General features: G+C 72.1%; 18 protein-coding genes. 1 reads left to right on the forward strand and 17 read right to left on the reverse strand.

All coding sequences use genetic code 11. The features are described from left to right. Positions 1 to 17 precede the first annotated feature (17 nt). The 7 genes from trpM to hisI form a co-directional block, all read right to left on the reverse strand. Complete coding sequence (gene trpM / locus AC068Z_RS30420) at positions 18 to 215, reverse strand: tryptophan biosynthesis modulator TrpM (RefSeq protein WP_478562631.1); 198 nt, start codon at positions 213 to 215, stop codon at positions 18 to 20. Between the two features lie 22 nt (positions 216 to 237). Beyond that, positions 238 to 1,047 carry an indole-3-glycerol phosphate synthase TrpC gene (trpC, locus tag AC068Z_RS30425; protein ID WP_478562634.1) on the reverse strand — a complete coding sequence of 270 codons (810 nt, stop codon included), beginning with the start codon at positions 1,045 to 1,047 and terminating at the stop codon, positions 238 to 240. Between the two features lie 124 nt (positions 1,048 to 1,171). After that, a complete protein-coding gene (locus tag AC068Z_RS30430) occupies positions 1,172 to 1,606 on the reverse strand; it encodes a DUF2752 domain-containing protein (RefSeq protein ID WP_478562637.1) in 435 nt (144 codons plus the stop codon). Between the two features lie 60 nt (positions 1,607 to 1,666). Next, positions 1,667 to 1,912, reverse strand: a complete 246-nt coding sequence (locus AC068Z_RS30435) for an HGxxPAAW family protein (protein ID WP_478562640.1) — start codon at positions 1,910 to 1,912, stop codon at positions 1,667 to 1,669. A gap of 108 nt (positions 1,913 to 2,020) precedes the next feature. Further along, the gene (locus AC068Z_RS30440; protein ID WP_478562643.1) at positions 2,021 to 2,659 is read right to left on the reverse strand and encodes a TIGR02234 family membrane protein; all 639 of its coding nucleotides are present in this window, start codon (positions 2,657 to 2,659) and stop codon (positions 2,021 to 2,023) included. A gap of 52 nt (positions 2,660 to 2,711) precedes the next feature. Continuing rightward, positions 2,712 to 4,190 carry an anthranilate synthase component I gene (locus tag AC068Z_RS30445; protein WP_478562645.1) on the reverse strand — a complete coding sequence of 493 codons (1,479 nt, stop codon included), beginning with the start codon at positions 4,188 to 4,190 and terminating at the stop codon, positions 2,712 to 2,714. A gap of 11 nt (positions 4,191 to 4,201) precedes the next feature. Then, positions 4,202 to 4,600 carry a phosphoribosyl-AMP cyclohydrolase gene (gene hisI, locus AC068Z_RS30450; RefSeq protein ID WP_478562648.1) on the reverse strand — a complete coding sequence of 133 codons (399 nt, stop codon included), beginning with the start codon at positions 4,598 to 4,600 and terminating at the stop codon, positions 4,202 to 4,204. A gap of 131 nt (positions 4,601 to 4,731) precedes the next feature. On the opposite strand from hisI, the gene AC068Z_RS30455 reads away from it, so the two are divergent. Then, complete coding sequence (locus AC068Z_RS30455; protein ID WP_478562651.1) at positions 4,732 to 5,367, forward strand: TIGR03085 family metal-binding protein; 636 nt, start codon at positions 4,732 to 4,734, stop codon at positions 5,365 to 5,367. An 18-nt stretch (positions 5,368 to 5,385) separates the two neighbouring features. Here the strand turns inward: AC068Z_RS30455 and AC068Z_RS30460 are convergent, their stop codons facing one another. The 10 genes from AC068Z_RS30460 to hisD all read right to left on the reverse strand — a co-directional run bounded on the left by AC068Z_RS30460 (position 5,386) and on the right by hisD (position 13,015). Further along, on the reverse strand, positions 5,386 to 6,636 hold the full coding sequence (locus tag AC068Z_RS30460) for an MFS transporter (RefSeq protein WP_478562654.1): 1,251 nt from the start codon (positions 6,634 to 6,636) through the stop codon (positions 5,386 to 5,388). A gap of 12 nt (positions 6,637 to 6,648) precedes the next feature. After that, positions 6,649 to 7,239, reverse strand: a complete 591-nt coding sequence (locus tag AC068Z_RS30465) for an ArsR/SmtB family transcription factor (RefSeq protein ID WP_478562657.1) — start codon at positions 7,237 to 7,239, stop codon at positions 6,649 to 6,651. Positions 7,240 to 7,313: 74 nt separating this feature from the next. After that, positions 7,314 to 8,069, reverse strand: coding sequence for an imidazole glycerol phosphate synthase subunit HisF (gene hisF / locus AC068Z_RS30470; protein WP_478562660.1), 756 nt, complete (start codon positions 8,067 to 8,069; stop codon positions 7,314 to 7,316). Then, positions 8,066 to 8,473, reverse strand: a complete 408-nt coding sequence (locus AC068Z_RS30475; RefSeq protein WP_478562663.1) for a RidA family protein — start codon at positions 8,471 to 8,473, stop codon at positions 8,066 to 8,068. Before AC068Z_RS30475 ends, hisF begins: the two co-directional genes overlap by 4 nt. Continuing rightward, a complete protein-coding gene (gene priA / locus AC068Z_RS30480) occupies positions 8,470 to 9,195 on the reverse strand; it encodes a bifunctional 1-(5-phosphoribosyl)-5-((5-phosphoribosylamino)methylideneamino)imidazole-4-carboxamide isomerase/phosphoribosylanthranilate isomerase PriA (RefSeq protein WP_478562666.1) in 726 nt (241 codons plus the stop codon). Before priA ends, AC068Z_RS30475 begins: the two co-directional genes overlap by 4 nt. Next, positions 9,192 to 9,839, reverse strand: coding sequence for an imidazole glycerol phosphate synthase subunit HisH (gene hisH, locus AC068Z_RS30485; protein ID WP_478562669.1), 648 nt, complete (start codon positions 9,837 to 9,839; stop codon positions 9,192 to 9,194). The genes priA and hisH overlap by 4 nt, the downstream gene beginning before the upstream one ends. Next, positions 9,836 to 10,000, reverse strand: a complete 165-nt coding sequence (locus AC068Z_RS30490; RefSeq protein WP_478562670.1) for a hypothetical protein — start codon at positions 9,998 to 10,000, stop codon at positions 9,836 to 9,838. Before AC068Z_RS30490 ends, hisH begins: the two co-directional genes overlap by 4 nt. After that, on the reverse strand, positions 9,997 to 10,590 hold the full coding sequence (gene hisB / locus AC068Z_RS30495) for an imidazoleglycerol-phosphate dehydratase HisB (RefSeq protein WP_037623339.1): 594 nt from the start codon (positions 10,588 to 10,590) through the stop codon (positions 9,997 to 9,999). The genes AC068Z_RS30490 and hisB overlap by 4 nt, the downstream gene beginning before the upstream one ends. Further along, positions 10,587 to 11,693 (reverse strand): histidinol-phosphate transaminase, encoded by a 1,107-nt coding sequence (locus AC068Z_RS30500; protein WP_478562675.1) that lies wholly within the window; start codon positions 11,691 to 11,693, stop codon positions 10,587 to 10,589. The genes hisB and AC068Z_RS30500 overlap by 4 nt, the downstream gene beginning before the upstream one ends. Continuing rightward, complete coding sequence (gene hisD, locus AC068Z_RS30505) at positions 11,690 to 13,015, reverse strand: histidinol dehydrogenase (RefSeq protein WP_478562678.1); 1,326 nt, start codon at positions 13,013 to 13,015, stop codon at positions 11,690 to 11,692. The genes AC068Z_RS30500 and hisD overlap by 4 nt, the downstream gene beginning before the upstream one ends. Between the last annotated feature and the right edge of the window lie 152 nt (positions 13,016 to 13,167).

Raw genomic sequence — 13,167 nt, forward strand, 5'->3', positions numbered from 1 at the left:
TGGTCGACTGCGGGCCGTCAGTGGCTGGTCGCGCAGTTCCCCGCGCCCCTGGAGGTCCGCTGCCATCGACGGCCGTTCACCTGGCCGGGTTCGTCTCCGATGACGTAACGCACACGACGACCGTGTACCCGGCGGGCCGGGGCGCGGCAGCCGCGCGGGCGGCAGCCGCGCGCCAGGCGGGCGTACCGGTCCACGGTCGTCATGGTGAGAGTCATCAGCGGTCAGCCTAGCGGGTGATCAGCCGCGTCCGTGCCGCAGTGCCGGGTGTTCGCCCGCCGCCACCAGGTCCGCCACCGCCGACTTGGGGTCGCGGCCGGTGACCAGGGACTCGCCGACCAGGACCGCGTCGGCGCCGGCGTTGGCGTAGGCGATGAGGTCGTGCGGGCCGCGGACGCCGGACTCGGCGATCTTGACGAGGCCGGCCGGGATCTCGGGGGCCACGCGCTCGAAGGTGCCGCGGTCGACCTCGAGGGTCTTGAGGTTGCGGGCGTTGACGCCGATGATCTTGGCGCCGGCGTCCACGGCGCGCTCGACCTCGTCCTCGTCGTGCACCTCGACCAGCGGGGTCAGACCGATGGACACCGCGCGCTCGATCAGCGACTCCAGGGCCGGCTGGTCGAGGGCGGCGACGATCAGCAGCGCGAGGTCGGCGCCGTACGCGCGGGCCTCCCACAGCTGGTACGACGTGACGATGAAGTCCTTGCGCAGGACCGGGATGTCCACGCGGGCGCGGACGGCCTCCAGGTCGGCGAGCGAGCCGCCGAAGCGGCGCTGTTCGGTGAGGACGGAGATGACGGCCGCGCCGCCCGCCTCGTAGTCCGCGGCGAGTCCGGCCGGGTCGGCGATCGCGGCCAGCGCGCCCTTGGACGGGCTGGAGCGCTTGACCTCGCAGATCACCTTGACGCCGTCACCCTTGAGGGCGGCGACGCCGTCCTTGGCCGCGGGAGCCTTCGCCGCGCGCTCCTTGAGCTCGTCGAGGCTGACGCGCGCCTGCCGCTCCGCGAGGTCGGCACGGACTCCGTCGATGATCTCGTCGAGCACACTCACGCGAGCGGCCCCCTTTCCCGATGCGATGACGAAAACGGGTGGTCACTGCGATGGTATCCGGAGGACGGCGTAGGGCTCGCATCCGGTTGACGGCGGTCCCACTACCTGGACGTTCATCAGTTGATCAAGGGTGCAGCCAGCCACCGAAGGGCAGGTTCCGGACAACGCTGAAGACCAGCAGCAATGTGCCCAGGGTCCACAGGTGCACCGGGCCGAGGTCGAGCCGCAGCGGGCGCCCGCGGGCCGCGCGGACCACCCAGACGGTCCACAGCACGGCGAAGGCCAGATAGCCCAGTACGGCCGCCGCGTTGTTCTGGAGCGCCGCGGCGAGGTCGCCGTGGACGAAGGCGTGGGCGCTGCGCAGTCCGCCGCAGCCGGGGCAGTACAGACCGGTGAGCCGGAGCAGCGGGCAGGCCGGGTAGTGGCCGGGCTCGTGCGGGTCGACGGCGCCGACGTAGGCGAAGGCCGCGACGACGGCCGCGAGGACCCCGGCGGGTACGGCGAGGCGCCCGAGGACACTCCCCGTCACCCTGCGGCTGTCGGTGTTCACGCCACGCATTCTGCCCTCAAAACGCGTGAGGGGCGGCTCCTCGGCCGCCCCTCGGGAAGTTCGTACGCCTCAGCCCTCGACGCTCGCCGGCTCCCGCTTCTCGAAGTGCGGCTTGCCCGCCTCCTTCGGCGCGCCGAGGCCCATGATCTTCATGACCCAGCCGACGACGCCACCGAGGACCACGACGCCCATGCCGGCCCAGAAGCCCGCCGGGTTGGCCAGCACCATGAAGGCGCCCGCGACGCAGAAACCGATGAAGGCGATTGTGACACCGGTCCAGGCGGCCGGGGTGTGACCGTGGCTGCTGCCCGCCATGACTTGCTCCTCGTTGCTGTGTGTAAGTCTCTGAGCCGGACGCTCGACGCCATTGTCCCGCATGCGGGGGCGACAGGTGCTCGGGGGTCACCCTTGCGGGTCGGCCCCTCAGGCGCCGGTCGGGTCCTCGCCGCGGTCCAGTGCCTTCCAGAGGTCCTCGGGGCGGTCGGGGTCCACGGCGGGGGCCTTGCGGGGCCTGGGCGCCCCCGAGCGCTCGTACCGGCTCGACATCGCCGGCCACACCGACGCGTAGCGCAGCGCCAGCAGCCCGGCGATCAGCATCAGGACTCCGCCGGCGACCGCGACGTAGGGCCACGCGGTGTGGCCGAGCGAGGCGACCGTCGCCGCCGTGTCGCCGGTGGCCTCCGCCGCCTTCTCGTCCAGCGCGGAGCTGTCACCGGCGCCGAACAGGGCCGCGGCGATCGTCCCGGCGCCCGACAGCGCGAGCAGTCCGGCCACGAACACCCGGCCGAGGCGGCGGACGGCGAAGACGGCGACCAGGGCGGCGAGGCCGACTATGGCGAGCGAGGCCGGGACGCCCGTGACGTCACTGCCCCTCGCGGTGAGCGGGAAGTCTCCGCCGGCGACCGTGGCGGTGCCCTCGGACCACCGCTGTCGGGTGGCGAGCAGCGCCACGGCCGCGCCGAGCGCGCCGGACAGCAGGGCTACGGCGAGGCTGAGGCGGCCGGCCCGGGCGGGCCCTGCGGCTTCGGAACGGGGGTGAGGAACAGCAGTCACGTACTCCACTATCGCCTGAACCCCGGGCGAACCGTCACCCGGGGTTCCTATGAGAAGCGCCCTATTGCCCAAGCCGGTTCGCCGTGTGCACCGCGCGCAGCACCGCCGCCGCCTTGTTGCGGCACTCGGTGTCCTCGGCGACCGGGTCGGAGTCCGCGACGATTCCGGCGCCCGCCTGGACGTAGGCCGTGCCGTCCCTGAGCAGGGCCGTGCGGATCGCGATGGCCGTGTCGGAGTCGCCGGCGAAGTCGAGATAGCCGACGCAGCCGCCGTACAGGCCGCGCCGGGAGGGCTCGAGTTCGTCGATGATCTGCATGGCGCGGGGCTTGGGCGCGCCCGAGAGGGTGCCGGCCGGGAAGCAGGCGGTGAGGACGTCGAAGGCGGTGCGGCCCTCGGCGACCTTGCCGGTGACGGTGGAGACGATGTGCATCACGTGCGAGTAGCGCTCGATGGACATGAAGTCGACGACCTCGACCGAGCCGGGCTCGCAGACCCGCCCCAGGTCGTTGCGACCCAGGTCGACGAGCATGAGGTGCTCGGCGCGCTCCTTGGGGTCGGCGAGCAGGTCGTCGGCGAGGGCCTGGTCCTCCTGCGGGGTGGCCCCGCGCCACCGGGTGCCGGCGATGGGGTGCACCATCGCCCGCCCGTCCTCGACCTTGACCAGCGCCTCGGGGGAGGAGCCGACGACGTCGAAGCCGTCGAAGCGGAAGAGGTACATGTACGGCGACGGGTTGGTCGCCCTGAGCACCCGGTAGACGTCCAACGCGCTGGCCGTGCACGGGGTTTCGAAGCGCTGGGAGGGCACGACCTGGAAGGCCTCACCGGCCCGGATGCGCTCCTTGACGTCCTCGACGGCCCGCTGGAAGTCCTCGCCGCCCCACAGGGCGGTGTACTCGGGCAGTTCGGAGGGCGGCAGGACGGCCGGGGGCTGGGCGACCGCGCGGGTCAGGTCCGCCTCCATGGCGTCGAGGCGGGCGACCGCGTCCGCGTAGGCCTCGTCCACACCGGTGTCGAGGTCGTTGTGGTTGATCGCGTTGGCGATCAGCAGGACCGAGCCCTCCCAGTGGTCCATCACCGCGAGGTCGCTGGTCAGCAGCATGGTCAGCTCGGGGAGCTTCAGGTCGTCGCGCTCGCCGGGGCCGATCTTCTCCAGGCGGCGCACGATGTCGTAGCCGAGGTAGCCGACCATGCCGCCGGTGAAGGGCGGCATGCCGTCCTGGTGCGGGGTGTGCAGGGCCTCGATGGTGGCGCGCAGGGCGGCGAGCGGGTCGCCGTCGGTGGGGACGCCGACGGGCGGGACGCCGAGCCAGTGCGCCTGGCCGTCGCGGGCCGTCAGGGTCGCCGCGGACCGCACGCCCACGAAGGAGTACCGGGACCAGGAGCGGCCGTTCTCCGCGGACTCCAGCAGGAAGGTGCCGGGGCGCTCGGCGGCGAGCTTGCGGTAGAGCGCGACCGGGGTGTCGCCGTCGGCGAGGAGCTTGCGCGTGACCGGGATGACGCGGCGGTCGGTGGCGAGCTTGCGGAAGGTCTCGAGGTCCATGGCCGGTGACCTTACTGATCTCCGGCCGGTGCGCCGGAATCCTTGAGCAGGACGTCGGTGTCGAAGCAGGTGCGCGCGCCGGTGTGGCAGGCGGCGCCGACCTGGTCGACCTGGACGAGGACGGTGTCGGCGTCGCAGTCGAGGGCGACGGACTTCACCCACTGGAAGTGGCCGGAGGTGTCGCCCTTGACCCAGTACTCCTGGCGGCTGCGCGACCAGTAGGTGCAGCGGCCGGTGGTCAGGGTGCGATGCAGGGCCTCGTCGTCCATCCAGCCGAGCATGAGCACCTCACCGGTGTCGTACTGCTGGGCGATGGCGGGGAGGAGCCCGTCGGCGCTGCGCTTGATGCGCGCGGCGATCTCGGGGTCCAGCTGGCTGGGCTGACGGGGCTTGCTGGTCATGGGTGCCATTGTGCCGCGCCGCACTGACAGTGACGGTGCCGTGTCCACTGGATGGAAAGGGGCGGCGCGAAGCGCCTCGGTGAGGGGTGGTGGCCGGGCGACGGGTGGGCGGACCCCCGTCGCGGTCGTAGGCTGACGGCATGTCGACTTTCGCCAAGCGTGAACGACTTCTGCTGGCCGACCTCCTGGAGGCCGAGGGCCCCGACGCCCCGACCCTGTGCGAGGGCTGGACCACCCGCGACCTCGCCGCGCACGTCGTGGTGCGCGAACGCCGTCCCGACGCCGCCGGCGGCATCCTGATCAAACCGCTCGCCGGCCGCCTGGAGCGGGTCATGGCGGAGTTCGCGGACAAGCCGTACGAGGAACTGATCCAGCTGATCCGGACCGGCCCGCCGCGCTTCTCGCCGTTCAACCTCAAGCAGCTCGACGAGATGTCGAACACGGTGGAGTTCTACGTCCACACCGAGGACGTCCGCCGGGCCCGTCCCGACTGGACGCCCCGCGAGCTGGACCCGGTCTTCCAGGACGCCCTGTGGTCCCGTCTGGAGCGCACCGCCCGCCTGATGGGCCGGGGCACCCCGACCGGCCTCGTGCTGCGCCGCCCGGACGGCCAGACGGCCGTCGCCCAGCGCGGCGCCCCCGTGGTGACGGCCACCGGCGAGCCCTCGGAGCTGCTGCTCTTCCTCTACGGCCGCAAGAACGAGGCCGAGGTGGAGCTGGCGGGCGACAAGGACGCGATCACCAAGCTGCACGAGGGCAAGCAGCTCGGGCTCTGACCCCGGATCCGGGGCGGCCTACCGCGGGAGCTCGGCGCGGCGCAGGTCGCGCACGCCCAGCGCGATCACCCCGCCGAGCCCGCACACCGCGGCACTGGCCACGAAGACCGGACCGGTGCCCCAGGCCCCGACGGCTGCGGCGGACAGCGGCATGCTCAGAGGCGCGAAGCCCAGGCTGACCAGGGAGGCGACGGCGGTGACCCGGCCCAGGTAGGCGGGGTCCGCCTGGGTCTGGAGCAGGGCGCCGCACATGGCGCCGCTGAGCCCGGCGAGCAGTCCGACGAGCAGCGCGATCCCGACGGCCGCGAGCAGCCCGGGGGCGTGGGCGAGGGCCCCGATCGTGACCGACCCGGCGATGATCGCGCACCCCGCCACCCGCCCGGCGTGCGGCAGGCGCCCGCGGACGGTCAGCAGCAGGGAGGCGGCCCCGGCGCCGACGCCGAACCCGGCGAGCACCCAGCCCATCCCGGCGGCGCCCCAGCCGCGCTCCTCGGCGAGCAGGGTCAGACCGACGTTGAGCGGGCCGACGAAGCCGAGGTCGCCGAGAGCGATGGCCAGCATCAACGGGGCGAGCACCCGGTGGCGGCGGATGTAGCGAAGTCCGCCCAGCAGATCGCGCCAGGCGGTGTCCCCGCGCGCGGGCGCCTGATCGTCGGCGGGCAGCTCCCGCACCCGTACGGCGATCAGCAGGGGCACCGACACCGCGATGAGCAGCCCGGCGAGCGCGAACGCCGCCGCCGCGCCGCCGACCGCCACCCCGAGCCCGCCGAGCGGGCCGCCGACGACGCTCGCGAAGCGGATGGCGAGCCCCCGCATGCCCTGCACGCGCGCGAGTTGGTCGCGTGACGTCACGCGCGCGGGGAGGGCGCCCACGGCCGGCACGAACACCGCGTCGACGGTGCCGAAGACCAGCGCGAGCGCGGCCAGCGGCCACAGGCCCGGGCTGGTCAGGAACAGCAGCGCCGCCACCGCGAGGACGGCCGCGCAGCGCACGACGTCGCTGCCGATGACGACCCGGCGCGGCCCGAGCCGGTCGGCGAGCACTCCCCCGCCGAGCATCAGCAGCGCCCGCGGCACGGCGCTGACGGCCATGACCACACCGGCCTGCGACGCCGAACCGGCCTGTACGGCGGCCCAGGACAGGGCGATGTAGTAGACGCTGTCACCGATCATCGAGGAGGTGTAGGCGGCGAGCCAGCGCAGGACGTTGCCGTCACGGTGGGCGGGTCGGGGGGTGACGTCGGGCGGGGCTGTGAGCGTGGCGGTCACGACGGCTGCCTCTCAGACGCGGAACGGGAAGGCGTACGTGTGCACGGCGACGTTCTCGCGGCCCTCGGTCGCACCGGCGGCCTCCGCGGCCCGGCCCCGCTGCTCGTACCTGCGCAGCAGCGCGAGCATCTCCTGGTCCAGTTCGGCGAGTTCGTCCGCGGTGAGCCGCAGTGTGGCCTCGGCGGACGCGGCCGTCCGGTTCCACTGCTCGCTCCAGCCGGCCCGCTCCTCCAGCCAGCGGCGGTACATGTCCATGCGCTGGTCGGCGAAGAGCCTGCTGGCAGCGGTGTGGGCCGCGGCCTTGTCGGGGGCGTCCCGGAAGTCCTCGTCGCGGATGCTCACGCCCTCCGAGGCGGGCTGCCACCAGCGCTCCCGCCCGTCGGCGCTGCGCGGTTCGGCCGCCTCGACCAGCCCGTGCTCGGCGAGTTTGCGCAGGTGGTAGCTGACCAGTGACACCGCCTCGTCGACCTGCTCGGCGAGCTGCGAGGCGGTGGCGACCCGGGCCACCGTCAGGTTCCGGTACAACCGGGACCTGAGGGGATGGGCCAGCGCCTTGAGCGTGCCCAGGTCCGTGATCCGCCGGTCCCTGTCCTCGTCTGCCATGCCCCCAACCGTAGATACGAAAGAAAAGTTGCGCAACAGGTTTTGCGCAACTTCCCTTTCTCAATCCGGGGATGTCAGCGAACCGGGTGCCCCGCCCCCCGCAGCGCCTGCTTCACCTCGCCGATGCGCAGGTCACCGAAGTGGAACACCGAGGCCGCCAGGACCGCGTCCGCGCCCGCCTCGACCGCCGGGGCGAAGTCGCCGAGCCGTCCGGCGCCGCCGGAGGCGATCACCGGCACGCTCACGTGCTTCCGCACCGCCTCGATCATCTCGAGGTCGTAGCCGTCCTTCGTGCCGTCCGCGTCCATGGAGTTGAGCAGGATCTCCCCCGCGCCCAGCTCGGCCGCCCGGTGCGCCCACTCCACGGCGTCGATGCCGGTGCCCTTGCGGCCGCCGTGCGTCGTCACCTCGAAGCTCCCGGACTCGGTGCGCCGCGCGTCCACCGACAGCACCAGCACCTGCCGGCCGAACCGCTCGGCGATCTCCCGGATCAGCTCCGGACGCGCGATGGCCGCGGTGTTCACGCCCACCTTGTCCGCGCCCGCGCGCAGCAGCTTGTCCACGTCCTCGGCGGTGCGCACCCCGCCGCCCACGGTCAGCGGGATGAAGACCTGCTCGGCCGTGCGGCGCACGACGTCGTACGTGGTCTCCCGGTTGCCGGACGACGCGGTGATGTCCAGGAACGTCAGCTCGTCGGCGCCTTCGGCGTCGTACACCTTCGCCATCTCGACGGGGTCGCCCGCGTCGCGCAGGTTCTGGAAGTTGACGCCCTTGACGACCCGGCCGTTGTCCACGTCCAGGCAGGGGATGACTCGGACCGCCAGGGTCATGAATCCACGGCTCCTCTGAATGCCTCTACTTCAACCTCGACCAGGATGCGCGGGTCGACGAAGCCCTCCACGACCAGCAGGGTCGCGACCGGGCGCACCGAGCCGAACAGCTCGTGGTGGGCGCGGCCCACCTCGTCGACGTCCCGCTGATGGGTGAGGAACATCCTGGTCCTGATCACCGACTCGGGCCCGAGCCCGAACTCGGCGATCGCCTCCAGCGCGCTCGTGAACGCCACCTTGGCCTGCTCGTAGGGATCGCCCTCCCCGTAGAGCACCGGGCCCTTGAAGGCGGTGGTGCCGCCCACCAGCACACGGTCGCCCGCCGCGACGGCGCGCGCGAAACCGAAGCTCTCTTCCCAGGGACTTCCGCTCTGCACCCGCCGTACGCCGTCGGACGTCGTCATGACGACACAGCCTCCAAGGCCTCTTCCAGGGTGAACGCCTTCGCGTACAGGGCCTTCCCGACGATGGAGCCCTCGACACCGAGGGGTACCAGCTCGGCGATGGCGCGCAGGTCGTCCAGCGACGACACGCCGCCGGAAGCCACGACCGGGCGGTCGGTGGCGGCGCACACGTTCCGGAGCAGCTCCAGGTTCGGGCCCTGGAGCGTGCCGTCCTTGGCGATGTCGGTGACGACGTAGCGGGCGCAGCCCTCGCCGTTGAGGCGCTCCAGCGTCTCGTAGAGGTCGCCGCCGTCGCGGGTCCAGCCGCGGCCGCGGAGCGTGGTGCCGCGTACGTCCAGGCCCACCGCGATCTTGTCGCCGTGCTCGGCGATGACCTTGGCGACCCACTCGGGGGTCTCCAGGGCGGCCGTACCGAGGTTCACGCGCGTGCAGCCCGTCGCGAGGGCGGCCGCGAGGGAGGCGTCGTCGCGGATGCCGCCGGACAGCTCGACCTTGATGTCCATCGCGCCCGCGACCTCGGCGATCAGCTCGCGGTTGTCGCCGGTGCCGAACGCGGCGTCCAGGTCGACCAGGTGCAGCCACTCGGCGCCGGAGCGCTGCCAGGCGAGGGCCGCCTCCAGGGGGGAGCCGTAGGAGGTCTCCGTGCCGGACTCGCCGTGCACGAGGCGGACGGCCTGGCCGTCACGGACGTCGACGGCGGGGAGGAGTTCGAGCTTGCTCACAGGGTTCCGATCCAGTTGGTGAGGAGCTGGGCTCCGGCGTCGCCGGACTTCTCGGGGTGGAACTGCGTGGCCCACAGGGCGCCGTTCTCCACGGCGGCCACGAAGGGCTTGCCGTGCGTCGACCAGGTGACCTTGGGGGCGCGGATCGCCGCGTTGTGCGTCTCCAGGGTCCAGTCGTGGACGGCGTAGGAGTGCACGAAGTAGAAACGGGCGTCCGCGTCCAGGCCGGCGAACAGCTCGGAGTCGGCCGGCGCGTCCACCGTGTTCCAGCCCATGTGGGGCACGATGTCGGCCTGGAGCGGCTCGACCGAGCCGGGCCACTCGTCGAGGCCCTCGCTCTCCACGCCGTGCTCGATGCCCCGGGCGAAGAGGATCTGCATGCCGACGCAGATGCCCATCACCGGGCGCCCGCCGGACAGCCGGCGGTCGATGATCCAGTCGCCGCGCGCCTCGCGCAGACCGGTCATACAGGCGGCGAAGGCGCCGACGCCCGGCACCAGCAGCCCGTCGGCGTTCATGGCCTTGTCGAAGTCACGCGTTATCTCGACCTCGGCGCCGGTGCGGGCGAGGGCGCGCTCGGCGGACCGGACGTTTCCGAAGCCGTAGTCGAAGACGACGACCTTCTTGCTCGAAGCCGCGGTCAATTCCACACCTCCAGCCTCAGGACACCGGCGACCAGACACATCCCGGCGCCGATGGACAGCAGCACGATCAGGCTCTTCGGCATCTCCTGCTTGACGAAGGAGTAGACGCCGCCGAGCAGGAAGAGCCCGACGACGATCAGGATGGTGGAGAGGCCGTTCACAGCGCGCCCTTCGTGGAGGGGAGGATGCCGGCCGCGCGCGGGTCGCGCTCGGAGGCGTAGCGCAGGGCCCGGGCCAGTGCCTTGAACTGGCACTCCACGATGTGGTGCGCGTTGCGCCCGTAGGGCACGTGCACGTGCAGCGCGATCTGCGCCTGGGCCACGAAGGACTCCAGGATGTGCCGGGTCATCGTGGTGTCGTACTCGCCGATCATCGGCGCCATGTTCTCGGGCTCGGTGTGCACGAGGTAGGGGCGGCCGGACAGGTCGACGGTCACCTGGGCGAGGGACTCGTCCAGCGGGACCGTGCAGTTGCCGAAGCGGTAGATGCCCACCTTGTCGCCGAGCGCCTGCTTGAAGGCGGCGCCGAGGGCGAGGGCGGTGTCCTCGATGGTGTGGTGCGAGTCGATGTGCAGGTCGCCCTCGGTCTTGACGGTCAGGTCGAACAGACCGTGCCGGCCGAGCTGGTCGAGCATGTGGTCGTAGAAGCCGACCCCGGTCGCCACGTCGACCTTGCCGGACCCGTCGAGATCGATCTCGACGAGGACCGAGGTCTCCTTCGTCACGCGCTCCACACGTCCTACGCGGTTCATGCGTTCTGCTCCTTCTTGAGTTCACGGACCGCGTCGAGGAACGCGTCGTTCTCTTCGGGGGTCCCGGCGGAGACCCGCAGCCAGCCGGGGATGCCGTTGTCCCGGACCAGCACACCGCGGTCGAGGATCCGCTGCCAGGCGGTGTGGGAGTCCTCGAACAGGCCGAACTGCACGAAGTTCGCGTCGGACTCCACGACCTCGAACCCCAGGGCCCGCAGTTCGGCGACCAGCCGGTCGCGCTCGGTCTTGAGCTGCTCGACATAGCCGAGCAGGGTGCCGGTGTGCTCCAGGGCGGCCAGGGCGGTCGCCTGGGTGACGGCCGACAGGTGGTAGGGCAGCCGTACGAGCTGGACGGCGTCGACCACGGCGGGGTCCGCGGCGAGATAGCCGAGGCGCAGGCCCGCCGCGCCGAAGGCCTTCGACATCGTGCGGGAGACGACGAGGTTCGGCCGCCCCTTCAGCAGCGGCAGCAGCGAGTCGCCGTGGCTGAACTCGATGTACGCCTCGTCCACCACCACCATCGACGGCTTCGCCGCCTGCGCGGCCTCGTACAGCGCGAGGACCGTCTCGCGCGGGACCGCGTTGCCCGTGGGGTTGTTGGGGGTGGTGATGAAGACGACGTCGGGCCGGTGTTCGGCGATGGCCTGCCGGGCGGCATCCACGTCGAGGGTGAAGTCGTCGTTGCGGGGACCGGAGATCCAGCCCGTGCCCGTGCCGCGCGAGATGAGCCCGTGCATCGAGTACGACGGCTCGAAGCCGATCGCGGTACGGCCGGGGCCGCCGAAGGTCTGGAGCAGCTGCTGGATGACCTCGTTGGAGCCGTTGGCCGCCCAGACGTTGGCCAGGCCCACCTCGTAACCGGACGTGTCCGTCAGGTACTTGGCGAGCTGCGTGCGCAGTTCTACGGCGTCCCGGTCCGGGTAGCGGTTGAGGTTCCGGGCCGCGTCGCGCACCCGCTCGGCGATCCGTTCGACCAGCGGCTCGGGCAGGGGGTAGGGGTTCTCGTTGGTGTTCAGCCGTACCGGCACGTCCAACTGGGGCGCGCCGTAAGGGGACTTGCCGCGCAGCTCGTCCCGTACGGGGAGATCGTCGATGCCAGTCACTTGCTCTCGGGTACCTTCCAGCCGAACCGTGCCTTGATCGCCGCGCCGTGCGCCGGGAGGTCCTCCGCCTCCGCCAGCGTCACCACGTGATGCGCGACCTCGGCCAGCGCGTCCTTCGTGTAGTCGACGATGTGGATGCCGCGCAGGAAGGACTGGACGGACAGGCCCGAGGAGTGGCAGGCGCAGCCGCCGGTGGGCAGGACGTGGTTGGACCCGGCGGCGTAGTCGCCGAGCGAGACGGGCGCCCAGGGGCCGATGAAGATCGCGCCGGCGTTGCGCACGCGCTCGGCCACCGCCGCCGCGTCGGCCGTCTGGATCTCCAGGTGCTCGGCGCCGTACGCGTCGACGACCCGGAGCCCCTCTTCGACGCCGTCCACGAGCACGATCGCGGACTGCTTGCCCTTGAGCGCCGGGACGATCCGGTCCTCGATGTGCCTGGTGGCCGCGACCTGCGGCTCCAGCTCCTTCTCCACCGCGTCCGCGAGCTCCACGGAGTCGGTGACCAGGACGGCGGCGGCCAGCGGGTCGTGCTCGGCCTGGCTGATCAGGTCCGAGGCGACGTGCACCGGGTCGGCGCTCGCGTCGGCCAGGATCGCGATCTCGGTCGGGCCCGCCTCGGCGTCGATGCCGATCTTGCCGGTGAAGTAGCGCTTGGCGGCGGCGACCCAGATGTTGCCGGGCCCGGTGACCATGGGCGCGGGCGGGCAGGACTCGGTGCCGTAGGCGAACATCGCGACGGCGGTCGCGCCGCCCGCGGCGTACACCTCGTCCACGCCGAGCAGCGCGCAGGCGGCCAGGATCGTCGGGTGCGGCAGGCCGCCGAACTCGGCCTGCGCCGGGGAGGCGAGGGCGAGCGACTCGACGCCGGCCTCCTGGGCCGGGACCACGTTCATGATCACGGAGGACGGGTAGACGGCCCGCCCGCCGGGTGCGTACAGCCCGACCCGCTCGACCGGCACCCACTTCTCGGTGACCGAGCCGCCGGGCACGACCTGGGTCGTGTGGGTCGTCCGGCGCTGGGCGCGGTGGACGAGACGGGTGCGCCGGATGGACTCCTCCAGGGCGGCGCGGACGGCCGGGTCGAGCTCCTGAAGAGCCTTCTGGAGCGCTTCCGCCGGGACCCGGACCTGCTCGAGCCTGACCCCGTCGAACTTCTCGGCGAAGTCGATCAGCGCCGCGTCGCCACGATGATGCACGGCCTCGCAGATCGGACGCACCTTCTCCAGGGCGGCCTGAACGTCGAAGTCGGCTCGGGGCAGCAGGTCGCGCAGGGCGGGGCCCTCGGGGAGGGCGTCGCCGCGCAGATCGATTCGGGAGATCACGCGGTCAATTCTCTCAGACCGGGATCGAGCGCCGTTCGCGCGTATCAATGGCTGATACAGAACGCACCGAGCAGCCGGAAGATCCCCTTCACCGTTAGCTTTCCGGTCGTCACCGAGAGGGCATGAACGGTTGTACGAAACCCATGAGCAGC

The sequence above is a fragment of the Streptomyces sp. NPDC043726 genome (genome assembly GCF_056436565.1).